The organism is Paenibacillus ferrarius (assembly GCF_002027705.1).
Lineage (GTDB): Bacteria > Bacillota > Bacilli > Paenibacillales > NBRC-103111 > Paenibacillus_E > Paenibacillus_E ferrarius.
In genome coordinates, this window is the sequence record NZ_MBTG01000066.1 from 277,745 (window position 1) to 303,133 (window position 25,389).

At 47.4% G+C, this 25,389-nt stretch carries 19 protein-coding genes and 3 pseudogenes; 16 read left to right on the forward strand and 6 right to left on the reverse strand.

Annotated features, from left to right (window positions below):
* Nucleotides 1-73: 73 nt before the first annotated feature.
* Genes BC351_RS38675 through BC351_RS38685 form a run of 3 tightly spaced genes read right to left on the reverse strand, consistent with a single transcriptional unit; the run spans nt 74 to nt 2,467 of the window.
* Nucleotides 74-1,057, reverse strand: a complete 984-nt coding sequence (locus tag BC351_RS38675; RefSeq protein WP_079421001.1) for an electron transfer flavoprotein subunit alpha/FixB family protein — start codon at nt 1,055-1,057, stop codon at nt 74-76.
* 18 nt (nt 1,058-1,075) lie between these two features.
* Nucleotides 1,076-1,840 (reverse strand): electron transfer flavoprotein subunit beta/FixA family protein, encoded by a 765-nt coding sequence (locus tag BC351_RS38680; RefSeq protein WP_079421002.1) that lies wholly within the window; start codon nt 1,838-1,840, stop codon nt 1,076-1,078.
* 39 nt (nt 1,841-1,879) lie between these two features.
* Nucleotides 1,880-2,467: a TetR/AcrR family transcriptional regulator gene (locus tag BC351_RS38685; protein WP_341866053.1), complete on the reverse strand. Its 588-nt coding sequence runs from the start codon at nt 2,465-2,467 to the stop codon at nt 1,880-1,882.
* 325 nt (nt 2,468-2,792) lie between these two features.
* Between BC351_RS38685 and BC351_RS38690 the strand changes: the two genes are divergently transcribed.
* The 7 genes from BC351_RS38690 to BC351_RS38720 all read left to right on the forward strand — a co-directional run bounded on the left by BC351_RS38690 (nt 2,793) and on the right by BC351_RS38720 (nt 14,725).
* A complete protein-coding gene (locus tag BC351_RS38690; protein ID WP_079421004.1) occupies nt 2,793-4,835 on the forward strand; it encodes a (Fe-S)-binding protein in 2,043 nt (680 codons plus the stop codon).
* A 14-nt stretch (nt 4,836-4,849) separates the two neighbouring features.
* Nucleotides 4,850-7,243, forward strand: a complete 2,394-nt coding sequence (locus BC351_RS38695) for a 3-hydroxyacyl-CoA dehydrogenase/enoyl-CoA hydratase family protein (RefSeq protein ID WP_079421005.1) — start codon at nt 4,850-4,852, stop codon at nt 7,241-7,243.
* A gap of 59 nt (nt 7,244-7,302) precedes the next feature.
* A complete protein-coding gene (locus tag BC351_RS38700) occupies nt 7,303-8,487 on the forward strand; it encodes an acetyl-CoA C-acyltransferase (RefSeq protein WP_079421006.1) in 1,185 nt (394 codons plus the stop codon).
* A gap of 42 nt (nt 8,488-8,529) precedes the next feature.
* A complete protein-coding gene (locus BC351_RS38705; RefSeq protein ID WP_079421007.1) occupies nt 8,530-10,302 on the forward strand; it encodes an acyl-CoA dehydrogenase family protein in 1,773 nt (590 codons plus the stop codon).
* A 39-nt stretch (nt 10,303-10,341) separates the two neighbouring features.
* Entirely contained in the window at nt 10,342-12,012 is a 1,671-nt protein-coding gene (locus BC351_RS38710; RefSeq protein ID WP_079421008.1) for a long-chain-fatty-acid--CoA ligase, read from the forward strand.
* A 63-nt stretch (nt 12,013-12,075) separates the two neighbouring features.
* The gene (locus tag BC351_RS38715) at nt 12,076-12,492 is read left to right on the forward strand and encodes a PaaI family thioesterase (protein WP_079421009.1); all 417 of its coding nucleotides are present in this window, start codon (nt 12,076-12,078) and stop codon (nt 12,490-12,492) included.
* A gap of 631 nt (nt 12,493-13,123) precedes the next feature.
* A complete protein-coding gene (locus BC351_RS38720) occupies nt 13,124-14,725 on the forward strand; it encodes a PucR family transcriptional regulator (RefSeq protein WP_079421010.1) in 1,602 nt (533 codons plus the stop codon).
* 31 nt (nt 14,726-14,756) lie between these two features.
* Here BC351_RS38720 and BC351_RS38725 read toward each other — a convergent pair whose 3' ends face one another.
* Nucleotides 14,757-15,626, reverse strand: a complete 870-nt coding sequence (locus tag BC351_RS38725; protein WP_158082382.1) for a metallophosphoesterase — start codon at nt 15,624-15,626, stop codon at nt 14,757-14,759.
* 156 nt (nt 15,627-15,782) lie between these two features.
* Between BC351_RS38725 and ytxJ the strand changes: the two genes are divergently transcribed.
* The 3 genes from ytxJ to BC351_RS38740 all read left to right on the forward strand — a co-directional run bounded on the left by ytxJ (nt 15,783) and on the right by BC351_RS38740 (nt 18,550).
* Nucleotides 15,783-16,124, forward strand: coding sequence for a bacillithiol system redox-active protein YtxJ (ytxJ, locus tag BC351_RS38730; protein WP_079421012.1), 342 nt, complete (start codon nt 15,783-15,785; stop codon nt 16,122-16,124).
* 180 nt (nt 16,125-16,304) lie between these two features.
* Complete coding sequence (locus tag BC351_RS38735; protein ID WP_079421013.1) at nt 16,305-17,186, forward strand: DMT family transporter; 882 nt, start codon at nt 16,305-16,307, stop codon at nt 17,184-17,186.
* Nucleotides 17,187-17,263: 77 nt separating this feature from the next.
* The gene (locus BC351_RS38740; protein ID WP_079421014.1) at nt 17,264-18,550 is read left to right on the forward strand and encodes an MFS transporter; all 1,287 of its coding nucleotides are present in this window, start codon (nt 17,264-17,266) and stop codon (nt 18,548-18,550) included.
* Nucleotides 18,551-18,617: 67 nt separating this feature from the next.
* Here BC351_RS38740 and BC351_RS38745 read toward each other — a convergent pair whose 3' ends face one another.
* Complete coding sequence (locus tag BC351_RS38745) at nt 18,618-19,784, reverse strand: M20 family metallopeptidase (RefSeq protein WP_079421015.1); 1,167 nt, start codon at nt 19,782-19,784, stop codon at nt 18,618-18,620.
* A 131-nt stretch (nt 19,785-19,915) separates the two neighbouring features.
* Between BC351_RS38745 and BC351_RS38750 the strand changes: the two genes are divergently transcribed.
* Complete coding sequence (locus BC351_RS38750) at nt 19,916-20,200, forward strand: hypothetical protein (protein ID WP_079421016.1); 285 nt, start codon at nt 19,916-19,918, stop codon at nt 20,198-20,200.
* A gap of 92 nt (nt 20,201-20,292) precedes the next feature.
* Entirely contained in the window at nt 20,293-20,949 is a 657-nt protein-coding gene (locus BC351_RS38755) for a GDSL-type esterase/lipase family protein (protein WP_079421017.1), read from the forward strand.
* Here BC351_RS38755 and trhA read toward each other — a convergent pair whose 3' ends face one another.
* Nucleotides 20,950-21,582: a PAQR family membrane homeostasis protein TrhA gene (gene trhA, locus BC351_RS38760; protein ID WP_079421018.1), complete on the reverse strand. Its 633-nt coding sequence runs from the start codon at nt 21,580-21,582 to the stop codon at nt 20,950-20,952. It lies immediately after the preceding gene.
* Nucleotides 21,583-21,640: 58 nt separating this feature from the next.
* On the opposite strand from trhA, the pseudogene BC351_RS43725 reads away from it, so the two are divergent.
* The 4 genes and pseudogenes from BC351_RS43725 to BC351_RS38780 form a co-directional block, all read left to right on the forward strand.
* Nucleotides 21,641-21,736 (forward strand): annotated as a pseudogene (locus BC351_RS43725) (2-deoxy-D-gluconate 3-dehydrogenase); the annotation flags it as partial.
* A gap of 99 nt (nt 21,737-21,835) precedes the next feature.
* Nucleotides 21,836-22,683, forward strand: a pseudogene (locus BC351_RS38765) (DegV family protein).
* A gap of 16 nt (nt 22,684-22,699) precedes the next feature.
* Nucleotides 22,700-23,542 (forward strand): DegV family protein, encoded by an 843-nt coding sequence (locus BC351_RS38770; protein ID WP_079421019.1) that lies wholly within the window; start codon nt 22,700-22,702, stop codon nt 23,540-23,542.
* A gap of 641 nt (nt 23,543-24,183) precedes the next feature.
* Nucleotides 24,184-25,340, forward strand: a pseudogene (locus tag BC351_RS38780) (IS3 family transposase).
* The last annotated feature ends 49 nt before the right edge of the window (nt 25,341-25,389 follow it).

The following is a 25,389-nucleotide window of genomic DNA, read 5'->3' on the forward strand; positions in this document are numbered from 1 at the left end:
GATGCGCGTTAAAACACATAAAAACCCACCCTGACCGCAGGCTCTGCCTGCAATCAAGGTGGGGGAGTTGCTGTTACTTCAGCAGCTGGCGGAATTCCTCGGTCAGCAGCGGCACGACCTCGAACAGATCGCCGACGATGCCATAGTCGGCGACTTTGAAGATCGGCGCCTCGGCGTCCTTGTTGATAGCGATGATCACACGTGACGAGCTCATCCCCGCAAGGTGCTGAATGGCGCCGCTAATGCCGCACGCGATGTAGATCTCCGGCGTTACGACCTTGCCGGTCTGGCCGATTTGCATCGCGTACTCGCAGTAACCCGCGTCGCAGGCTCCGCGGGAAGCCCCGACAGCGCCGCCTAAGACGGCAGCCAGCTCTTCGAGCGGCTGGAAGCCATCGGCGCTGCGCACGCCCCGACCGCCGGAGACAACGATCTTGGCTTCTGCCAAGTCGATGGTGCCGGACGTTTTCTTCACGACCTCCCGGACGATGCTGCGCAGGGAGGGGGCGGGGTAAGCCACATCGGCAACGGCAGCTTGACGCGAAGCGTCAGGCTCGGAGGCTGCGATGTTGTTTGGTCTTATCGTGACGACCCAGGTGTCGTTCGGGTTGGTAAACGCTTTCTTTTCGACCGCCTTCCCTGCGTAAAGCGGTCGTGTGAACTGCACAGCGTCGCCGCTGCGTTCGATGGCGGTGACGTCCGAGATTTGCCCGGCGGCGAGCTTGGCCGCGACTAGCGGAGCTAGATCTCGGCCAATCGCTGTATGGCCGAAGTAGATCGCACCTGGCTGAGCAACAGCTGTTACAGCGAGCAGCGCACTAAGGTAAGCTTCGGAGCTGTAGCTGTCAAGCGCAGAAGCTTCAACAACATAGATGCTGTCTGCGCCATAAGCGGCTAATTCAGCAGCAAGGGCTTTAATGCCCGAACCGCCGATGACAACGGCGTTAATGTGATCACCCTCAGCAGCCGAGAGCTGAGCTGCGCGCAAGGCTTCAAAGGATACTTGACGCAGTTTGCCTCCTCGTGCTTCAGCAACAACAAGAAATGTTTTCGCCATGATGGCAGCCTACCTTTCTTAAATCACTTTGGATTCAGTGCGCAGCACATGCACGAGCTCGGAAACTTGCGCGGCGAGTTCGCCTTTGAGAATGCGTCCGGCTTTTCGTTCCGGCGGAAGGGTGAGCTCCGTTCGAACCGTTTTGGCCACTGCGGAAGCGGCTCCTTCAATATCGTCCAACGTTAAATGTTGGAACGGTTTTTTCTTAGCCTTCATAATGCCTGGCAGGGAAGGGTAACGCGGCTCGTTGAGACCCTGCTGCGCTGTGAACAGGGCAGGGAGCGGCAATTCGAGCACTTCAATATCGCCTTCCGCATCTCGATGAGCGAGCGCCTGACTTCCTGTGATTTCCAATTTGGTGATGGAAGCGGCATGAGGCAGCCCCAGCAAGGAAGCTAGGCGAATTGCAACTTGGCCTGCACCGTTATCGACCGAGAAATTTCCGCCAAGCAGGAGATCATAGGATTGCCCCCGCAAATAGCTGGCAAGAATTTCAGCCACCTCGAACTCGTCTCCCTGAATGCGCTCATCCGAAATTAGAACGGCTTCATCGGCCCCCATGGCTAACGCGGTTCGCAAAGCTTCAGCTGTACGTTCAGGGCCAACGGAAAGAAGAGTGACTTTGCCGCCAACGTCATCACGAATTTGGATCGCTTGTTCAACGGCATATTCATCGTAAGGATTGATCACGAATTTAGCCCCATCCTCTTGAACGATGCCGTTCTGCAGGACGATTTTCTCCTCTGTATCAAACGTTTGCTTTACGAATACAAAAATGTCCATAGTCAAGCTCCTTCCTGAATATACATGAGATACGGACCCTTAAGACTCGATGCCTTTCATGAAAAAATCAATCGTAGGGCCAACTTGAGCGGTTAAGGAATATTTTTGACCGGAAATAAGCCAAGAAGTTACGACTTCATCCATGCCGCCAAATAGGAGAAGCCGTACCAGCTTCACATCGCAATCAGGACGGAAGCTGCCATCGCGCTTGCCTCTTTCTAATATATTTTCGATGAGGATAATATATCTCTTAAGCGCAAGACCGATTTCTTGGCGAAGAGCCATGTCGCTTTGGCGCAGTTCAATTTGCGTGACATAAGCGAGATGAATATTTCCTTCCAGCTCACTGAAGTGAATTTGGCAAATTTTCGTTAAAGCTTCTCTGGCTGTCATTTGTTCTGTGAGCCCATCGTTAAACTTTTCTACAAGCTCGCCTAATTTTTCCTGAAACAGGCTGGTCAGAATATCCTCCTTCTTTTTGAAGTATAGATAAATCGTCCCATCAGCGACGCCGGCTTCCTTGGCAATTCGGGAAACTTGGGATTTGTGGAAGCCATTCTCAGCAAATACTTTCATCGCACCTTCGAGAATCGCGTAATACTTGTCTGGTTTTTTGCCACTTGTCAAGGAGATCACCTCGGTGTTAAGATACATTTATTGGTGAATGAATACTCATTCATTTTCGTAATGTCATCATAAAATACGTAGTACGCCTTGTCAACGACTTCTTCAGCTTACACAAGCAAGCAGGATAGTTTACCGGCTTACCGCACTCGTCGAAGCAACTTTCAACTCTATTCATAAGGGGAATTGGGATTTGCTTTTTTGTGATCCCTGAATGTAAGCGATTACACTTGTGAAGTGGCATCATGCGAGGGAGTGGGAGAAATAAGAGTCCCTAAAGCCTTCTAGGCGGCTGATCTGCAAAAGTAAACTTCAAGGAGGGTTCTCCATGACCGGTTCACTCATTCAGTTCCTATTCTTTTTAGCGGTTACAGGATGTGCCGTGTACTTGTTTGGCCGGGTGATTTACCATCGTTATTTGTACATTAGGCTTGGGAAGTCTGTGAATTTGAAAAAGGAAGCGAAAGCGCGTCTGAAGGCTTTTGCTATTCAGGTATTTGGCCAGACTAAGCTTCTTAAGGATAAGAAGAGCGGAATCATGCATGTGGTTATCTTCTATGGATTCATTATTTTGCAGCTGGGTGCGCTGGATCTCATTTTAAAAGGTTTAATTGGCCATGGGTTACCTATTCCTGGCTATGACTACTTCACGTTGATGCAGGAAGTGACCGTAGCGCTGATTCTGCTGGCGATGGGATACGCCACGTATCGCAGATATGTCGAGAAGCTGAAGCGCTTGAAGCGGGGATGGAAACCGAGCATCGTCATTTTCTTTATTTTTTTCCTGATGCTGTCTGTCGTGGTCAGTGAAGGTTTTGAACGGGTTCGCGAGGGGCTTCAAGCCTCTGGATTTGCACCTATTTCATCCCTATTTGCCACAGCTTTCCAAGGATTGACACACACGGGTGCGACCGTTGGTTTTTATGTCAGCTGGTGGATGCATTTGTTCATTTTGCTTTCCTTTCTGATCTATGTCCCGCAATCGAAGCATTTTCATATTATTACTGCGCCTCTCAATATTTTGCTGCGCCGGACTGAGCCGACAGGGAAGCTTGCCTCTCTAGATTTGGAAGATGAAGAGGCGGAATCATTTGGTGTTGGCAAAATTGAGGATTTCACGCAGAAGCAGATGCTCGATTTCTACTCTTGTGTAGAGTGCGGGCGGTGTACGAATGTTTGTCCTGCGAACACGACAGGCAAGCTGCTCTCGCCCATGCATTTGATTACGAAGCTGAGGGATCATTTGACGGAAAAAGGCGCAGCGATCACATCAAAATCTCCGTGGGTACCAGCCTTTGCATTTGCGGCTCAAAGCGGTCAGAACCCGCTGGAAGTTGAGCTTATCGGCGGTGTCATAACGGAAGATGAACTTTGGGCTTGCACAACGTGCCGCAATTGTGAAGATCAATGCCCGGTTGGCAATGAGCATGTGGACAAAATTATTGATCTGCGCAGGCATCTCGTTTTAACGCAAGGTAGTATGCCGCATGATGGTCAGCGTGCTTTGCAGAACATTGAAAGACAAGGGAATCCTTGGGGGATCAGCCGGAATGATCGGGTAAAATGGGTCAAGGAGGTAGATCCGGAGGACGAACTTATGGTACGGACGGTCAAAGAGAATCCGCAATTTGAGTATTTGTTCTTCCTGGGCTCCATGGGTGCTTATGATAATCGAAGCCGTAAAATCACCTATGCCTTTGTCAAAATGATGAAGGAAGCCGGCGTTTCTTTTGCCATTCTGGGCAATGAAGAGAAGAACTCAGGCGACACGCCTCGGCGAATGGGCAATGAATTTTTGTTCAAACAGCTGTGTGCTGACAATATTGCGACTTTTCAAAAGTACAAGGTGAAGAAAATCGTAACGACCTGCCCGCACACGTATCATACATTCAAAAATGAATACCCCGAATTTGGCCTTGAGGCCGAAATTTTCCATCACACGGAGCTGTTGGATGTGTGGGTGAAAGAGGGGCGTCTGAAGCCGCAGCACGAAGTGCGAGAGCGAATTACGTACCATGATTCCTGTTACTTGGGACGCTACAACGAAGTGTACGAGGAACCGCGCAATGTTCTAAAAGCTATTCCGGGTGTCGAGCTTGTTGAGCAGCCGCGTTCGCGCGAAAACAGTATGTGCTGCGGAGCTGGAGGCGGCATGATGTGGATGGAAGAGACGGCGGGAACTCGTGTGAATGTGGCGCGAACCGAACAGCTTTTAAGTGTGAACCCAACGGTGATTAGCTCAGCTTGCCCCTATTGTTTGACCATGGTGGAGGATGGAACGAAGCTTAAGGAGGCCTGGGAACAGGTGAAAGCGCGAGATATCGCTGAAATTCTTGCTTTATCTGTGTTTGGAACGACGAATCTCAAATAGGAGGATATGTCCATATGACAATCATTCGTAAAGCGGCCGTGATCGGCTCTGGGGTAATGGGCTCCGGTATCGCCGCTCATTTGGCTAATGTAGGCATTCCCGTGTTGCTTCTTGATATTGTACCTTCACAATTATTAGCGCAAGAATCGGCTGCAGGTCTTACTTTGGATCACCCGAAAGTACGCAACCGCTTCGCAGATCAGGCTATTGATAAGCTCAAGAAGACGAATCCAGCTCCGCTGTATAGTGAAGATTTCGCAGCGCGGATAACAGCAGGTAATTTGGAGGATGATGTATCGAAGCTGGCGGACGTTGACTGGATTATTGAAGTCATCGTAGAGAATTTGCAAGCGAAGCAGCAGCTCATAAGTCGAATTGAAAAGGTTTGGAAGCGAGGAACCATCGTCTCATCCAATACATCGGGGATTTCCATCCATGCGATGGTTGAAAGCGCAAGCGATGAATTTAAAAGACATTTCCTTGGCACTCATTTTTTTAATCCGCCCCGTTATATGAAATTAGTTGAAGTTATTCCTAACGAGGCTACAGATCCGGCGATTGTGGCATTTATGAAAGATTTTTGCGAGAAAAAGCTGGGGAAAGGTGTTGTGCAAGCCAAAGATACGCCCAACTTTATCGGGAACCGGATTGGTACTTATGGGCTTTTGGTAACATTGCGAGAAATGATTGCGGGCGGTTATTCGGTGGAAGAAGTGGATGCCGTAACGGGTCCGGCCATGGGTCGTCCCAAAAGTGCAACGTTTCGCACGCTTGATTTGGTAGGTCTCGATACTTTCGTCCACGTGGCGAATAATGTGTTTGATTTGGTGACGGATCCCGAGGAAAAAGACATTTTCAGATCGCCTGAGCTTTTGAAGTCGATGGTGGAGAAAGGTTGGATCGGGGAGAAGCAAGGGCAAGGGTTCTACAAGAAGGTGACATCCGACGCGGGCAAAGAAATTCAATCACTGAATATAGCCACAATGGAATATGCCGTGAGTCGTAAAATAAGTTCGGCCTCATTGGAGGCTGCTAAGCAGGCCAAAGGCACTGTAGGGAAATTAAAGGCTTTGCTGGGCGCCAAAGACCGCTACTCGGATCTGGCGTGGAACATTCTGAAGCCGGTGCTGCTCTACTCTGCGGAGAAATTAGATGAGATTGCAGATTCCATTATTGAAATTGATCATGCGCTCAAATGGGGCTTTAACTGGGAGTTAGGTCCATTTGAGACCTGGGATGCCATCGGATTAAAGCGATCTGTGGAACGGATGGAATCGGAAGGCAGTACTGTGCCAGCATGGGTCAAAGCTTGGATTGATTCAGGGCATGACAGCTTCTATGAAAACAGAGGGGGACAGCATTTTTACTATTTGAAAAATGAGTTCAAAGGGATCGAAACAAGGCCGGAGGTAATCTCCTTGCAATCCCTTAAGCAGCAAAACAAAGTGATTCGTTCGAACAGCGGCGCGAGCTTAATAGATATTGGAGACGGTGTCGCTTGTCTGGAATTTCATTCGCCGAACAATGCGATCGGCGCCGATATCCTTACGATGATTCAACAAAGTGCAGATGAAGTGCGCAGTAATTATCGCGGTCTGGTGGTGGCCAACGAGGGCAAAAACTTCTGTGTCGGAGCCAATGTGATGCTGCTTCTGATGGAAGCGCAGGATGGCGAATGGGATGAGGTGGATGGCATCATTCGTCTGTTCCAGAATTCGATGATGAAACTCAAAAGCTTGGATAAACCGGTGGTAGCTGCTCCCCACAAGATGACGCTTGGCGGCGGTGTGGAAGCTTGCATGCCGGCGGATCAAACGATTTTCTCCGCAGAAACGTATTACGGGCTTGTTGAAGTGGGCGTTGGCTTGATTCCGGCAGGAGGGGGCTGCAAGGAGCTGGCACTCCGCGCGAGTCAAGCCGTGCGGGATCCTGATGTTGATCTTCAGCCTTGGATTAATGCGATTTTTGAAACGGTGGCGATGGCCAAGGTGTCGACGAGTGGTCATGATACGAAGAGACTTGGCTATATGCGCGCGCTGGATCGTGTTGTTGTGAATCCAGACCACCGGATATATGAAGCGAAACAGGCTGTGCTTCGCTTGGAGGCGTCGGGCTATACGCCGCCGGTTCAGGAGAAAATTCGTGTCGTTGGCGAGAATGGCAAAGCCGTTATGCAAATTGCCGCATATACGATGCGTCAGGGCGGATATATCAGTGAGCACGATCAATTGATTGCAAATAAGCTTGCTCATGTGCTGGCAGGCGGCAATGTGCCGGCGGGGACGATGGTTACCGAGCAATATATGCTTGATCTAGAGCGCGAGGCTTTTCTTAGTCTCTGTGGTGAAATCAAGACGCAGCAGCGTATGCAATATATGCTATCCAAAGGGAAAGCGCTGCGGAACTAGTTATTGTTCATTGTAATGAGAGCATGAAGATTGCTACTACTCATACTGAGGTGATAACGATGAAGGAAGCAGTTATTGTATCGATTACGCGCACTGCTGTCGGTCGCGCGAAGAAAGGCAGCTTTGCTCAAACGAGAGCAGAGGATCTGGGAAAAGCGGTCCTAGAGGAAGCGCTGCGGAGAGCTCCGGGCCTCGCCAAAGCCGACGTCGAGGACATCATCATCGGGTGCGCGATGCCCGAAGGCGAGCAGGGGCTGAACTTCGCACGCACGATGTCGCTGTATGCGGGCTTCCCGGTGACCGTGCCGGCCATCACGGTCAATCGATTCTGCTCCTCCGGGCTGCAGGCCATCGCATATGCGGCGGAGCGCATTATGCTTGGCCACGCGGAGGTGATTGTCGCCGGAGGCGTAGAGAGCATGAGCCACGTCCCGATGACGGGCTTCAAGCTCTCGCCGCATCCGGGGCTCGTGGAGAGCATGCCCGAGGTGTACATGGGCATGGGGCATACGGCCGAAGAGGTCGCGCAGCGCTTCGGCATTTCGCGCGCAGCGCAGGATGGCTTCGCCACGCGCAGCCATGAGAAAGCGGCGGCGGCGATATCCGCCGGCAGGTTCGTGGATGAGATCGTGCCCGTCGGCACGAGCGTGAAGGGCGTCGATGAACGCGGCAAAGCGTTCGAGCGGAAGTTCGTGTTTGCCACGGATGAGGGCGTTCGCCCCGATACATCCGTGGAAGGGCTGAGCAAGCTGAAGCCTGCGTTCAGCTTGGGGGGCTCGGTGACGGCGGGCAACGCGTCACAGACGTCGGACGGCGCAGCGGCAGCCGTGCTGATGAGCCGGGAGCGCGCCGAAGCGCTTGGGCTGAAGCCGCTCGCGGCGTTCAAGGCTTTTGCGCTTTCCGGCGTGGAGCCGCAAATTATGGGGGTTGGCCCTGTGAAGGCGATTCCGAAGGCTTTGCAGATGGCGGGCATCACGCTGGATCAAGTGAAGCTGTTTGAAATCAACGAAGCGTTCGCTTCGCAATGCGTGCATATTATTCGTGAGCTAGGTCTGAACGAAGATTTGGTGAATGTGAACGGAGGCGCTATTGCCCTCGGTCATCCGCTTGGGTGCACGGGAGCGAAGCTGACTACCAGCTTGATCTATGAATTGCAGCGCAGAGGCGGCGGCTTCGGTGTAGTTTCAATGTGCATCGGCGGAGGAATGGGGGCTGCTGGCGTTTTTGAGGTATACCCTGCTTAACCAATTGACCCTTGTACAATTCATTCTGAGGAGAGATGAACGATGTCAGAGAAAGTTATTGGTGGGAGCTTTGTGATTTCAGATACGGATTTTCGTTCCGTGGTAACTCCAGAGGATTTTACAGAAGAGCATCGCATGATTGCGGATACAACGCGTGATTTTGTCACAGGGGAAGTGCTGCCAAATGACGAGCATTTGGAGAAGCTGGACTATGACTTAACGGTGAAACTGATGCGCAGCGCCGGTGAGCTTGGGTTATTAGGCTCTGATGTGCCAGAAATTTACGGAGGTTTAGGGCTCGATAAAGTGAGTTCAACGATCATCAGCGAGAATTTGGCGCGCGCCTCTTCCTTTGCTTTGTCGATTGGAGCTCATGTTGGCATTGGTACGCTGCCGATTGTCTTTTTTGGGACACCGGAGCAAAAGAAAAAATATTTGCCGGATTTAGCAACAGGCGTGAAAATCGCGGCTTATTGTTTAACAGAACCAACGTCCGGCTCGGATGCTTTGGGAGCCAAAACGACGGCGCGCCTATCGGAAGACGGGAAACATTACCTTTTGAACGGGTCCAAATTGTATATTACGAATGCGGGCTTTGCGGATATCTTCATCGTGTACGCGAAAATTAACGGCACTGATTTCACCGCATTCATTGTGGAGAAAGGTGACCCTGGCTTCACAATGGGGCCTGAAGAGAAGAAGATGGGGATCAAAGGCTCGTCGACGCGCCCTTTATTTTTCGAGGATGTCCGTGTGCCGGTCGAAAATTTGCTTGGCGAAATCGGCAAAGGGCATCTGATTGCGTTTAATATTCTCAACATCGGTCGTTATAAGCTGGCAACAGGCTGTGTCGGGGCCTCCAAAGAAACGATCGAATTGGCAGTGAAGTATGCGAATACCCGGCAGCAGTTCCAAACGCCGATCTCCAAGTTCCCTTTAATTGGTAAAAAGTTGGCAGAGATGAATGTGCAGACCTATGTGCTGGAAAGCATGGTATATAGAACGACTGGATTATTTGACAATATTCTCAAAGATATTGATCATACGAGTCTTGATGCTGGCAAGATTTCATCCAAAGGGATTTCTGAGTACGCACTGGAGTGTTCAATCAACAAGGTTTTCGCTTCAGAAGTATTGGATTTTGTAGCAGATGAAGGTGTTCAGATCCATGGCGGATATGGATTTATTCAAGAATATAAAGTGGAGCGCATCTATCGTGATTCAAGAATTAATCGGATTTTTGAAGGGACGAATGAAATTAACCGTCTGCTTATCCCCGGCACGTTGGTGAAAAAAGCAATGAAAGGCGAGCTGCCTTTAATGCAAAAAGCGCAAGCGCTGCAAGCGGAGCTCCTTTCTATCGTCCCAGGTCAAACGTTCGAAGGAACACTAGCAGAAGAGGTTCACTTGCTTTCCATGGCCAAAAAGGTTTTCTTGATGGTTGGAGGTCTTGCCGTTCAAAAATACGGTATGACACTTGAGAAAAATCAAGAAGTGTTAAGCAATCTAGCGGATATGATGATTCAAATCTTTGCGGCAGAAAGCGGGCTGCTGCGCACGCAAAAACGGATAGATAAGTCAGGGGAAGAAAAAGCGAAAAATGCAATTCAAATGACGACTGTTTTCATCCATGAAGCATTCGACAAAATTGAGGCATATGCGAAGGAAGCGCTTAGTACGATGGAAGAAGGAGATGTGCTCCGAACTCAGCTGTCGATCTTGAAGAAACTGTCCAGACGCAGCACGGTCAATACGGTTGGTTTGAAGCGCGACATCGCCGCACGTGTGATTCAGGGTGAGAGATTCATCGTATAAAGTCATCGATGCCAAGAACCTGAAGGGGATGGTTGTTGTATGAGTGGGGCAAAGCCTTGGCTGCAACATTACACGGAAGAAGTGGCGCCGACTTTCGAGTATCCAAAGCACAATCTTGCACGGTTGTTGGTTGATTCCGCAAGTCTGTTCCCGAAGCGGCCAGCCTTATATTTCATGGGGAAAAAACTGAGCTATGTGGAGGTGTTGGATGCCTCTTACCGCTTTGCGCATACGTTGAAGCAGCTGGGGGTCCTGCCTGGGGATCGCGTATCGATCATGCTGCCGAATTGTCCTTCCGCGATTGTGGCGTATTTCGGTACGCTCATGATGGGGGGGATCGTCGTTATGACAAATCCGCTGTATGTAGAAAGAGAGCTGGTTCACCAGCTCTCTGATGCTGGGGCAACGGTCATTGTAACGCTCGATTTGCTGTTTGATCGTGTGCAAAAAGCGAAAGCCAGAACGCCAATCCAGCATGTCATTGTGACATCGATTAAAGATTACTTGCCGTTTCCGAAAAATGTCTTATATCCGATAAAAATGAAAAAGGATGGCGCGAAGCTGGATGTCAGCTACGGGGAAGGTGTTTATTCTTTCAAAAAGCTGCTTCGTGCGGCTTCGCCTGCTCCGGTATGTGTAGATGTAGATGCAGATCACGATATTGCTCTTCTTCAATACACAGGAGGAACTACGGGATTGTCAAAAGGTGTTATGCTGACGCATGCCAATTTAATCGCGAACGCCCACCAAACGAGCAACTGGTGTTATCGGCTTCGGATGGGGGAAGAGCGTTTTCTGGGGGCTATTCCTTGCTTTCATGTGTTTGGATTAACGGTATTGTTGAATCAATCGATGCTCGGCGCAGGTATGCTGATTCTTATTCCCAAATTTGATATTGATTTGATTTTGGATACAATCAACACGCTCAAACCGACTATTTTTCCCGGAGCTCCTACTATGTATATCGCTTTGATTAATCATAAACGTGTGAAACAAGTGGATGTTTCTTCCATCAATGTTTGTGTAAGCGGTTCAGCGCCGCTCCCTCTCGAAGTTCAAGAACGTTTCGAAGCCTTAACAGGCGGCAGATTAATCGAAGGCTATGGGTTAACGGAATCATCTCCTGTTACTCATGCTAATCCCATTTGGGGCTTTCGCAAAATTGGTACAATTGGCATTCCGCTGCCTGATACAGAAGCAAAGGTCGTAGATGTGAACTCAGGTGAAGAAATGCCTGTAGGTGAGATTGGGGAGCTTCTTGTCAAAGGTCCTCAGGTGATGAAAGGGTATTGGCAGAAGGAGCAAGAAACAGCATCAACGATACAGGATGGTTGGCTTTACACCGGTGATATGGGGCGAATGGATAATGACGGCTTCTTCTCTATCGTGGACCGTAAGAAGGATTTAATTATTGCTGGCGGCTATAACATTTATCCTCGCGAAATTGAAGAGGTTTTGTTTGAACATCCAGCTATACAGGAAGCGGCGGTTGCAGGGGTCCCGGATGAATACCGGGGTGAGACGGTAAAGGCTTTTGTCGTGTTGAAAACAGGGATGTCGCTCACGGAGAAAGAGCTGGAGCTGTGGTGTCGAGAGCGGCTTGCTGCCTACAAGGTGCCGCGCAAGGTAGAATTCCGGCAATCGTTGCCCAAGACGATGATTGGCAAGGTCCTTCGGCGGCAGCTACTGGAAGAAGAGAGCAAGGATTGAAAATAGATCGTATACTTAGGAACAGAAGGGGAAGCCCTTTGCGAAGAGAGTGGAGGGAATCCGATGGATGAATTCAAAGAGCAAATGAACCGAAGGCTGCAGCAATTAGCAGCAGCGGCGGAGCCTACATTTTGGGGGTTTCTTGGCTGTGAGTTCATAAGTATGCAGGACCAAGTGATCACGATTGCGTTGGATGCGAAAACACATCATTTGAATCCGATTGGGATTGTGCATGGCGGAGTGCTGTCCTCCTTGCTGGATAATGCAATGGGGATTGTTGTCATGACCGCAAGGCCTGATGAGAAGGTAGTGACAACGAATCTTAATGTGCATTTTGTTTCTCCTCTTTATGAAGGACGGCTCTTCGTAACGGCGGAGCTCGTGCATCAGTCTCGCAAGATGCTGACGACGCAAGGTCGTGTTGTGGATCAACATGGAAACTTGGGGACGATGGGAACCGGTACATTTCGAGTGATTTAATCGGCTCAGAGAGGCAGGAGGGAGGGGCACGCAGGTTGCGTGCCTCTTTGGTATGCCCGCAATAGAGAGTAGACGTTTTGAGTGTGTGGAAACGTCTACTCTCTATTTGGCGATCAAATCTGCATCTAAACGCAGTCGGCGGTCGGAGTCGCCCCCTTTTAATTTGAGAAGGGATGAAGTGAAAAGCTGGTTGCATTGGATTTATTCCAATGGAAGCAAGTTTGAATAGCTTGAAGGACGATTTCAGTGGATAAACTCCAATGCATAATCTAAAAAGCAGACTTTTTGAGGTATAATGCTCACTTTCATTGGATTAATTCCAGTGAAAGCTTGCGATCAGACCTTTGCTGGCTGATTTGATTGGACGAATTCCATTGAGAAGGAATTTTTTGTTATAACGAACGTGCAAGGGAGATTATACCCAGATTTGAAAAGACCTGAAAAAACCTTAGAGGCAACCTCGCAGCTTTGTTTCCGTTGTTACATGTAATATTATATAACACAAAACGGTCGATAAGACATAAAACATTCATATTTTTATTATTGATGTTATATATATTAACATAAATCCATTGACTGAACAGGTAAAGTCATCCTATAATCGTTTAAAAGGCATAAGGGGGAACATAACATGCATCTTACCATTCGTGAGGCATTAGCCATATATCCTTTAACTGAGGCGAAGCTTGTTGCCGGGAAGCAAGGGGAATCCCGAATCGTGAAATCTGTCAATGTGATGGACGCTCCGGATATTGCGGATTGGACGAAATCAGGGGAGATGCTTTTCACTACTGCTTTTGCTATGAAGGATAGCCCGCAAGAGACCGTTAATTTATTGAGGAAACTGAATGATCGTGGTGCAGCGGGGTTAGGGATCAAATTGGGGCGATTTTGGACGGAGCTGCCACAGGTTGTTGTTGATGAAGCGGATCGGCTGCATTTTCCAATTATTGAGATGCCCTTTCAATTTACATTTTCAGATCAAATGAATGCGTTGTTTAATGCTGAATATAGACGAAATACGAAGCTTCTGCAGACGGTGCTGGAGAAACAAACGAAGCTGATGCAGTTCGGTTTGAAGCAGGACAATATGCTGTCGATGTTCCAATTGATCAGTCAAATTCTCGGCTATCCCATGGCTGTGGTTGGTCCGCGGGGGCAAATTCTTTATAACACAAGTGCTTGGAATCAGGATCAGCTAGCACAGAATTGGCCTTCAAAGCGCAAGTCCGGCTGGGTCTATGCAGGCAAGGAGCGAGCTTATCGTGTCGGACTGCATCAGCAAGAGGATGAGCAGCTGGGACATCTGCTGATCATGCCGGATGCTGTCCTTCTTGCCAATGTCGAGGAAGGTCTCTTTCAACAAGCAGCGGATATTTTGACGTTCCATATGAGCTATACGTTCCGATCCCATGTAGAGGCTTCCGCGCAGCGTGATTTGCAAAATTTACTCCTTCGTTACTTGGAGAAAGGCACCGCTCTCGAAGAGTTCATGGAGCAAGCAGAAGCTAGAGGGCAGACACTTTTCTCGGGAGCTTTTCAATGTGTGATTAGCACATGCAAGTCCGATTCGCTGTTGGAAGAGGAGCTGCAAAGCAAAATCAAAAATTTGAAGAAGTACATGGAAGCACATCCAAAAACGAACAGCTTGCGCAGCAATCACTTTGTCTTCAAGGATAAGTTGTTCTCGATCTATTCTTCCAGCCAATCAGAGGGTTTTCCTGAAGATGAGCTCTCCCAGCTTCTGATTAAATACGCCGGCGATTCGGGATGTATCGAGGAAGCGGGTGTAATGTCGTTCTATACGAGCTCCACCAAAACGAAGCCGACCGCATTAAGAGAAGCCTATCTGGAGTGTGTGGAGACGGAACGAATGGGTACCAAGCTGGGATTGCCTGATCGTGTGCTGCATTTCGAAACGATAGAGTTTGCGCATCTCTTCCAGCACGTATCTCCCACGATGATGGAAGATTATTGTGCCAAGATCCTACGTCCATTGCTGGAAAAGGATGCGGAATATTCACAAGAAATGATTCGTACTTTGGAAGTTTTCATTCGCAACGATGGGCAAGTCAGTGAAGCCGCTAAGCAATTATTCATTCATCGAAATACGGTGACATACCGTTTAGAGAAAATAAGCGATCTCTTGCAAGTAGATTTCAAAAAAGTGAACGATTTATTGAAATTGAAGGCTGTGTTCTTATTCCGTCAATTTCTACATGTTAGACAGTAAAAAGCAAACCCTGAGTCGCTGCTCTGAGCGCTCAGGGTTTACGCTTTTTTAAGGTGAAGATGGTTATTTCCGGTCTGCACATCAGTCGAAAAGGGAGTGTCGTTGTGCCGACACCACGATTCGTATAGACGAGCATAGACGATTGAGAAGCTGTCTGCAGACCTGATACGTAGTTTTTACCACGCGGCGGAGTGATGACAGCACCTACAAAGGGCAGTCGAATCTGTCCGCCGTGCGTATGTCCGGACAATTGCAGATCAATGGCATGATTGCCAATCTGATCGGCGAAATCAGGGCAATGGGAGAGTAATAAAGTAAACATCTGAGCATTGGCGCCGTGCATGGTTGTCTCGATATCAGGTTTCCCTGTGAGCATATCCTCGACACCGGCAATTTGGATGGTTTGTCCTTTGTACGCAATGGTTTTGTGCGCGTTAACCAGTGATTGGAAGCCGCCGTCCTGTAGGATCGGCAAGGTCAAGTTAGGCCCTTGCCATTTGTCGTGATTGCCAAGCACGGACCATTTGCCCAGAGGAGCTTGCAGGCTATTCAGCAGCTCACTCGTCTTTGCGGCATCTTCGATGATATGGCTGTCGAATAAATCGCCTGTGAAGCAGATAAGATCTGCTTTTTCTTCCTGAATAAGCTGAATGACATGGGCTAGATCTTGAAGATCGAAGTGATGACCAATATGCAAGTCGCTGAATTGCAAGAGTTTAAGACCATGGAAGGCATTGGGGAGTCTTTCAAAAGGAAGAGTCAACCGTGTGAACTCAATCCACTTGGGTTCAATGTAACCGGAATAACTGCCGAGTAAACCGCCGGAAGCGAGTAAAGAGCCTGCAAGCACAGCTCCTTTCTTGAGAAAAGCTCGTCTTGAGATCGGTGGTGGTGAATGCATAAGTTCCTCCTGACCGGATGAATATAGCGGTGCTTCATAATTATACCAGTAAGCCATAGAGGGATGCGAGTTCTGTGATTTGCATATACAAGTTGGTTACTTTATAATTATTCTTATCTAAATAAGAATGATTTTAATCGAATGGGAGATGTTCATATGTCAGCTTGGAAAGAATTAACTACAGTAGAAGAATGGCAGGCCGTTCTGGATCGCTCCTCGGAGAAACCGGCAGTCGTGCTTAAACACAGTACAACTTGTCCAGTAAGCGCAAGCGCGCTTGATGAATATGAGGAGTACTTGGCTGGCAAGCCCAATGGCGATGTCGACTATTTCTTGGTTAAAGTGATCGAATCTCGTCCAGTTTCCAACCAAATTGCCGAAGATCTTGGCATTAAGCATGCCTCACCGCAAATCCTTTATTTCAAAGATAAAGAGTCCATCTGGAACACATCGCATTGGTCCGTTACGAATAAACATATTACTGCTGTTTTAGATTAATTTTACTTTTGAGAATGCGAAGCCTTTAAAGCTGCCGGGGAAGAAACGGTAGACTTTAAGGGCTTTTTTATATGCACAATGAATTGAACGATGTTTAAAAAGGATTGGCAAGCTGACCGTCCTCCTATATACTTATTGAGGCACTGACAAGGTCATTTACACAGCAAGGAGTTACTCAACATGAATGCCATGAACAAAACCAAAGTTCCGATTCCTATGTTTCTTCTCATTGGTATAATTGCCATCTCATTTTCATCTATTTTCGTCAGATGGTCGGATGCGCCAGCTTCTGTTATCGCGATGTATCGACTCCTGATGACGAATGTATTAATGCTGCCATTTCTCTGGAATTACAGACACGAGATTGCTAGAATCCGCCTGAAAGACTGGCTGCGGACCGCGATATCCGGCATTGCACTTGGCTTGCATTTCTTATTTTGGATGGATTCCCTTCGATTCACAACGGTAGCAAGCTCAACGGCCATTTTAACCTTAGAGCCAATTTGCGTGCTGCTGGGCGCGTTCCTTCTATACGGACAAAGGACAAGCCGTGCGGCTTTAATAGCGATGTGTGTGGCTATTGTAGGCGCTGTTTGCATTGGCTGGGGAGATTTTCAATTCTCAGGAAACGCGCTGAAAGGGGACCTGCTTTCTCTGATTGGAACGCTTGCTGTTGCTTTACACATGCTTTTGGGCAAAGGCTTAAGAGAGCACATGTCGGCGTTTGTTTACAGCTTTTTTGTTTTTTTGTTTGCCGGTATGGTTCTGGCGATCACCAATCTGTTTACGGGTGTTTCTTTTTTTGCGTATGCGCCCAAGGAGTGGGGAGTTTTTCTGCTCTTAGCGATTGTTCCGACGGTATTCGGACATTATGTTTTCAATTGGCTCTTGAAATATATGAATGCGTCGTCGGTTTCGATGACTGTATTGGGAGAGCCGCTAGGGGCTTCATTACTGGCCTATTTTATACTGGGAGAAACGATTACAACGGTCCAATTGTTGGCGGGCTGCCTCTTGTTAGTGGGGGTTGGCATGTTCTTGCGCAGCAATGAAAAACAGTGATTTTTTTAATTATTAATTGAACTTAGGTCAAAAATGTGAACGTAAAGCATCAAGCTTTTCTACTCGGAGGGGATAGAGTGAGGTTTCGTGATTTTCATCATAATGTCAAATTAAGAATCGGACTCTCTTTTTTATCCGGTACGGCCAACAATATGGTGCTTCCATTTATGTCGATTTATTTTTCAGGCAAATTAGGAAATACCACTGCAGGGCTTGTTGTTATTATTGGCATTCTAGCGGGCATCGCAGCAGGGATGATTGGTGGATATTATGCGGATCGTATTGGGCGTAAAAAGCTGATAATTGCCGCAGAAATCGGATGGATGCTTTGTTTCCTTGGCATGGCCATAGCCAATTCTCCGTGGTTTTCTTCCCCTTGGTTGACATTCGTGCTGATGATCTTCGTAAGTATGTTCTGGGGCGTTCATGGGCCGGCGAACGAAGCGATGCTGCTTGATGTCACCGCTCCTGAAGTTCGGAAATTTATGTATGCCATCATGTACTGGATGAACAATTTATCTTTTGCAATTGCAGGGATAGCGGGGGCTTTTTTATTCAAATCGTATTTATTTGAACTGTTTATTGGTTTATTTGTAACGGGTTTAATATCACTTATCGTGACTTATTTCTTTATTGATGAAGTATACCAACCGCAAACAACACAGGGAGCGGCAAGAAATAAACAATCGATATGGGCGAACTACCGGATGGTTTTCCGTGATCAGACATTTATTATTTTCACACTGGCTTCGTTATTGTTGGTGTCGGTTGAATTTCATCTTGGCAACTATGTCGGTATAAGGCTGGAGAAAGAGATGGTTGCTGTGCCATTCCTGACTTGGATCAAGTCTTCATGGTCTGTTGATGGTTTGGAAATGCTAGGCTTTATCCGTACGGAAAATACCGTTCTGGTCGTCGTGCTTTCTGTGGTGGTGGGTTATATCATGAAGCGTTTCTCGGACAGCCGGGTGCTGTTTATCGGTTATACGTGTTATATCGCAGGCTACAGTTACTTGGCGTATAGCAACCAACCAGGCTTGCTCTTGATTTCAATGTTCATTGCCACGGTTGGCGAGTTGATGTATGTGCCAATTAAGCAAGCATACCTCGGCAATATTGCGCCGGATCATGCAAGGAGCTCCTATATGGCATTGTATGGGATGGTGTACAAAGGAGCTACGCTGCTCTGCGGATTTAGCGTTATTGTTGGGGGATGGCTGTCATCGTGGATGATGGCTTCGCTGATTGCACTAAGCGGATTCATCGGCATGGCCATGTTCTATTGGATACTGCCGCAGCTTGAGGCGCGTAAAATGAAAGCGGAGGCCAACTATTCTGCTTCAACAGAAACTCTGAGCTCCTAAAAGACAAGCAGCCACATCGGTTCCGAGTGATTAGCTCATAACCATGTGGCTGCAAGGGTATATATTTTTACTTTTTCTCCGCGGCGAACTCCGCTTTGATCTTATTTAATAAAGCCGGGCTGCTGAGCACCTCATAAGCGGTATACGCAAGTGCTTTGGATGTGAAAATCATGGCGTTCAGCGCCGTCTCCTGCATGGCAAGATCACGGAATTCCTTGGTGTGGAGCAAATGCTTCTCATTCACCACTTTGACAAAAGGATGGATCGTCGGGCATTGGGTCGATACATTGCCTAAATCAAGGGAACCATGATCCTTGCCCACTTCGATTTCATCAGGCTGAATGCCCAATTCGGCTAATTGATGATTGAACACATCCGATAAGGCTTCATTCGTTTTGAGCTCATCATAGGAAAATTCATAGAAGGACGTTTTGAGGGTGCAGCCGGTTTGCAGAGCAGCGCCTTCTGCGCAGTTCAGGACCTTCTGCACAAGCTCGTTGGTATACGTGCGGGAAGCCGAACGGACATAGAATTGGGCGACCGCATAATCCGGGATAATATTCGGAGCCTTGCCGCCTTCGCTGATAATACCGTGAATACGCGCGTCCGATTTGACTTGTTGGCGCAGGGCATTGATCGAGTTGAATAGCTGTAGAACAGCATCTAAGGCGTTGATGCCTTCATAAGGCTGTGCAGCAGCATGGGAGGAGCGGCCGAAGAATTCGTACTGAATGGCATCCATAGCCAGTGATTCACCTGATTTTTCGTAGGTGTAGTAGGGGTGTGCCATCAAGGCGATATCGACGTCTTTGAAAAATCCGGCCGCGGCCATTGGCACTTTGGCACCTTTGGTTTCCTCGGCAGGAGTGCCATAAACGCGAATGCTGCCTCCTGTTTCGGAAAGGACGGATTTCAGTCCAATTGCAGCGCCCAAGCTCATCATGCAGATCAGGTGATGGCCGCAAGCATGACCCAAGTCAGGCAAAGCGTCATATTCTGCTAAGAAAGCAACGACAGGTCCAGGTTTACCTGAATCGTAGGTCGCAATGAAAGATGTGGGGATATCCAGCACACCGCGTTCGATATGGAAGCCATGAAAGGCTAATTCTTCAGTCAATCGCGCTGAGGCTAGAAATTCTTCATGTCCCAGTTCTGGGTTTGCTCCAATATAGGCGGAGATCGCTTTGAAGCGGTCTGCGTTATGGTCAATGGTTTGTGTAATGATGGATTTCATACGTTGGTTAGCCCCTTTGTGGAATTGGTTCTTAGCTCTATTGTAGTATAAAGGCGAGCAAACTACCACTTTCCAACCGGCTGGGTTACAATGGGGGAGAATTTCTTTTAACTGTTCAGGGGGAAACCGAAATGATGAAATATGGAGACGAGCATGTTGAACATCGCTTTACATTATCTTTTACAGAATCAGAGCTAAGAGGGCAATGGCAGGATTATTTCCTAGGTATTCATGCGGCGGATGGCGAGGCATTTCCAGAGGATTTGATTGATCCTTCCGTTCTTGTCATATGTAATTTAGCTGGAGAGATTGTGCAAATCGTTCTTCATGATGAAGGCTGTGATTGTGAATTTCAATTCACGTTCACTGAGAAAGCGCAGATCGAAGCTTATATGAAGCAGCATGTAAACGTTTAAAAAACTTGTGAAAGACTGGTGAGAGTGTACCTTCCCAAACTGGGCGCTGACGCATATACTATCCTACGTCAGGCTTTAGGGAGAGGATAGGAATGGTAAAGACGATGATCAATTATTTGGCATTTGGCGATTCGCTAACCGTAGGTTTTGGAGCCCCGGAAGGTCATGGATTCGTGTCTATCTATCGGCAGAAGGTGGAAAGATTGCTGAATGTTCCTGTTCACTTGAAACACGCTGGCAAGAACGGTGCCACGACGAGCGAACTGCTGGAGACGCTTGAATCCGATCCATCCCTCCAGAAGGACGTCCAAGAAGCGGATCTCATTACGATTACAGCTGGAGGCAATGATTTGATCCAAGCGGCGATCCCGTTCTTTTACCAAGGTGATGCTCTATTCTTAAAGTCTGCCCTTCAAACGTACGAGTCCAATTACAAAAAACTGCTCCTGCAAATAGAGGAACTGCGAATAGGCATTGACAACCCTTATTTGGTGGCTTTAATTGGCTTATATAACCCGCTGCCGCAGGTGCCGGATGCCGCTTATTGGGTACAGCGCTTTAATTTGTTTCTGCGCAAGCTGGAGCAGCCGCATGTTCATATTGTTCAGGTGTATGATGCCTTCGTAGGGCAGGATAGCCGGTATATTTCTGAAGATGCCATCCATCCCAACGAACAAGGCTATGATGAGCTAGCCCGACAAGTTGAGAAGGCTTTCTCCCTTCATCAGCTGCAGCAACTAGTTCATTAATCAAGATGCGATGACATATCCAAATACCGAGAAGAAGTGACAGGCGCTGCCAGCCAACACGAAAACATGCCATATGGCATGGTGATAAGGGACGCGCCGCCATACATAGAAGATGGATCCGAACGTATACAGCAGACCGCCTGCGACCAGCCAAACAATGCCGCCTAAAGGCAGATGAGTATATAGGGGCTTAAAGGCTATAACAATTAACCAGCCCATAAGAATATAACAAAGCGTCGAAATCAGGATGAATCGTTTGACATAGAATATTTTTAATACAATGCCCACAAGCGCCAGTCCCCATATGATGCCGAAAAAAGACCATCCCAAAGGCCCTCTTAAAGTGACGAGCAGATAGGGCGTATAGCTTCCTGCAATTAATAAATAGATAGCCGAATGGTCCAGAATTTCAAAGATATCCTTCAGGCGAGGTTTGGTTATGCTGTGAAGCAAGGTAGAACAAGTATAAAGGACAACCAGCGCAGTTCCAAAAATGCTAAAGCTTACAATATGCCAAGCATTGCCATGCAGGCTGGCTTGAATGATTAACATAATTAGAGCAACAATGCTAAGCAGCACCCCTACGCCATGGCTGATGGCATTGGCTTTCTCTTCGTGCATGGAATATTCCATGATGTACCTTCTTTCTGTTTGAAATTTCCTACTACCTAATAGGTTAGACGTTGCCCATATGTTTTTACCTTCATTTCAGCTGCCTAATACAATTGCTTTAGTCACAGGAGCTGGAAGAGGTATCGGGAGAGCGCTTGCAATTGGCCTTGTTGAGCTTTTCTAGTATTTCCATTATACTTGTCTGACAAACTTCCAAAATATAATGCGTTTTCATTTCGCGTAAAACTGTTTAAATAAGGTGGGTCGAAGCACAATGTCTCAAGTGCGTATATTTACAGACAGCACATGCGATTTAAGTGCTGATTTAATTCAAAACTACGGAATAGAGATTGTGCCTCTTTATGTTATTTTTGATGATCAATCGTTCAAGGATGGCCTTAGTATAAAGCCTGATAGACTTTATCATTTGGTAGAGCAGACCGGGAAACTGCCCAAAACAGCAGCACCCTCACCCGCTGATTTCGAAAAGGCTTTCGAGCCCGTCATCCACAGCGGTGATGATATTGTCTATATCGGGCTTTCGTCAGACATGTCCTCGACCATACAAAATGCTAGAATCGCTGCTGATCGTTTTCCGAGCGGCAAGGTAACGGTTATTGATTCGAGGAATCTTTCAACTGGCATCGGTCTTCTTGCTCTGAAGGCTGTGCAAGCCGCACAAGCAGGCAAGAACAGCAAGGAAGTCAGTGAAATCATTGAACAAAGCACGGCTAAAATCGAAGTTGAATTTATTATTGATACATTGGAGTATTTGCATAAAGGTGGAAGATGTTCAAGTGTTCAGCATTTCTTTGGCAGTTTGTTGAAAATCAGGCCTCTCGTGAAAGTGATCGACGGGGCTATGACCATGACGGACAAAGTAAGAGGTAAACGGGATAAAGCGCTGGGACAGCTTTTGGACAATGCTTTAGCGCAGAAAGACAGCATGGATAACGAATTTCTGTTTATCACACACTCTTTGGCAGCGGAAGAAGCCCATTCGTCAAACAGCAGATCGAACAGCATACGAAGGTGAAGCATGTCTATGTAACTGAAACCGGTTGCGTAGTTTCCAGCCATTGCGGCCCTCGTACAGTAGGTATTGTTTTCGCCAAAAACTAAGAAATGAGTGGACACCATGACGACAATCAAGATTATCACTGACAGCAGTTGCGACCTTCCCCAAATGATGGTAGATGAGCTTGGAATTAGTATCGTTCCCTTATCCGTACACTTTGGAGAGGAGTGCATGTCCCCTCAGATGGAGCTTTGCGAATTTTATGCGAGAATGAAAGTAGAGAGCGCGCTGCCCAAGACATCCAGCCCGTCTCCGCTCCATTTTTTTCATAAATTTGAGAAAGTTGAGGTTGATCAGGATATTCTTGTTATCAGTCTTTCGTCTGCGCTCAGCAGTACCTATCATCATGCGGTGATGGGCAAAGAGCTTTTGCTAGAGTCTGGGTATACGGGCCAAATCGAAGTGATAGATTCGAGGACAGCCTCCTTAGGACTTGGTGTGCTGGTGTATAAAGCGGCTAAAATGGCAGAAGCGCATGTCCCGTTTGCGAAAATTGTCGAAGAAATTCGACATTCGATTAAGACTTCCGGCACCTTCTTTTTTCTGGATACGCTCGAAAATGTAATAAAAGGCGGGCGTCTTGATCGTGTTCGTGGAGCTGTCGCCTCCGTGCTGAATATTAAGCTGCTTATGAAAGCAAGCGATGAAGGTTCTGTCGAAGTGATCGAGAAGATCCGCGGAACGCAGCAAGCTTTGAAACGGATGATCGCCAAAGTGGGCGAAACCGTGCATGATTTCGACAAAGATGTCATCGCCGTCGCACATAGCAATTGCGAGGAGAGAGCTCGCGAAGTCCTCGGTCAGCTGCTGGAAAAGTACCCGTTCAGGCATGTGCTTTTTTCGAACATGGGGACTGTCATCGGGACTTATGCTGGAGAAGGCGGAGTTTTGATCGCTTATTAGCTATTACAAAAAGGCGCTGATTTATCCCTTCATATTTGAACATGGCCTCCAGAATCGCGGGCCTGCGGCGAAACGCCGAGACGCCGAGACCTGCTTGAAGAGCGGATTCGGCATCATTTGCAAAAGAGTGATAATCTTTGTGGCAGAATTGAGCAAAGAGGGTTATAAAGTGTCTTCAAGAACCGTTAGTTGCCTCTTGCAAAGCTGGGTTTAATCGTCGCGAACTGTGCGGAAATGTAGAACATTAACAATCACGTACTCCAAGCACAGCATACCTCTGCGTTAGAACAATCTGGATCATGTTGTTAGTGGAGGGGCCCCCAATAAAGTTTGGGTGATAAAGCTGGGAGGAATTGAGGTCAACTACAGTAACGCTATTTATGCTTGTATGACTTAAACTAAACAATAGACACAGTAATAGAGCTTTGTGGGAACTAAAGTACGGCTATTTACGCTTGTAATAGAGCTCAGAGGGAACTACAGTACGCTATTTACGGGAATTTACGCTATAAATTGAGCTGAGGGAACTATAGTACGCTATTTCGTGGAAATTGAGCGATTCATGAAGTTAGACTATTTCGTAGACACACCTTAAGGAACAACCTTTATAATATAGATATTAAATAAGGTCGAGGTGTGGCATGGGATCACAACGTGAAAGTTATGATGAGGAATTTAAACGCAAGACAGTTGAACACATGGAGTCTGCTAATAAGAGACCAATTGAAATTTCTAAGGAATTAAATATTCCTAAAAGTACCCTAAGTCGGTGGATTAAACAGTACGGCAGTAGAACTGTAGAATCTCAGTCTCAGGTGTTTGTAGACTATGAACGAATGAAGAAGTTGGAGCAAAGCATCCTCGAATTAAAAGAGGAAAATGAGATTTTAAAAAAGGCGATGCACTTCTTCACAAAGGACCCGTGCTGATTTATTCGTTTATTTATAAACACCGCTTCCAGTACCGGGTCGAGAAGATGTGCACCGTTTTAGAAGTCTCACGAAGCGGATATTACAAATGGATTAAGAGGGAACCTAGTGCTCGTGAAAAGCGCTTAAAAGCGCTAGATCGGAAGATAAGAAGACTGTTTAATCACTTTAAAAAACGCGCAGGAAGTCCGACGATTACAGCCGTATTAAGAAAAAATGGGACTGCGGTTTCTTCCAAAACGGTCAGTCGGCGTATGAAGGAAATGGGATTGAAGTCAATAACCGTAAGGAAAGTAACGGCTACGACGAATTCTAAACATGACTTGCCTGTGTTCGAAAATGTGTTAAATCGTCAGTTTACTGTGCTAGCGCCGAATAAAGCTTGGGTAACGGATATCACTTACATCCAGACGGGCGAGGGCTGGTTGTATTTGGCAAGCGTAATGGATTTGTACTCTCGCAGAATTGTAGGATTTTCAATGGGAGCTCGAATGACAAGGGAGCTCGTTTTAGACGCGCTAGAGAAGGCATATAAGCGTCGCAAGCCTGAGCCAGGATTAATTCATCACTCTGATCGTGGCTCTCAATACGCTAGTCATGACTACCGCGCAAAGTTACAAGAGTACAAAATGATTGGCAGCATGAGCCGTAAAGGAAATTGCTATGATAACGCTTGTATCGAGTCCTTCCATAGCACGTTGAAAAAAGAATTTGTGTACCAAACAAAATTTAAGACCCGTAAACAAGCCATGAGAGAACTCTATGCTTACATTGAGTTTGACTATAATCGACTACGACCACATTCTACTCTAGGATACGAGACGGCTCATCATTTCGAACAAATTTACTACAGAAATCAGGCTGTCTAATGCCGTGGTTGTTCCTTAATTTTGTGTCTACGCTATTGACAGAAGTACA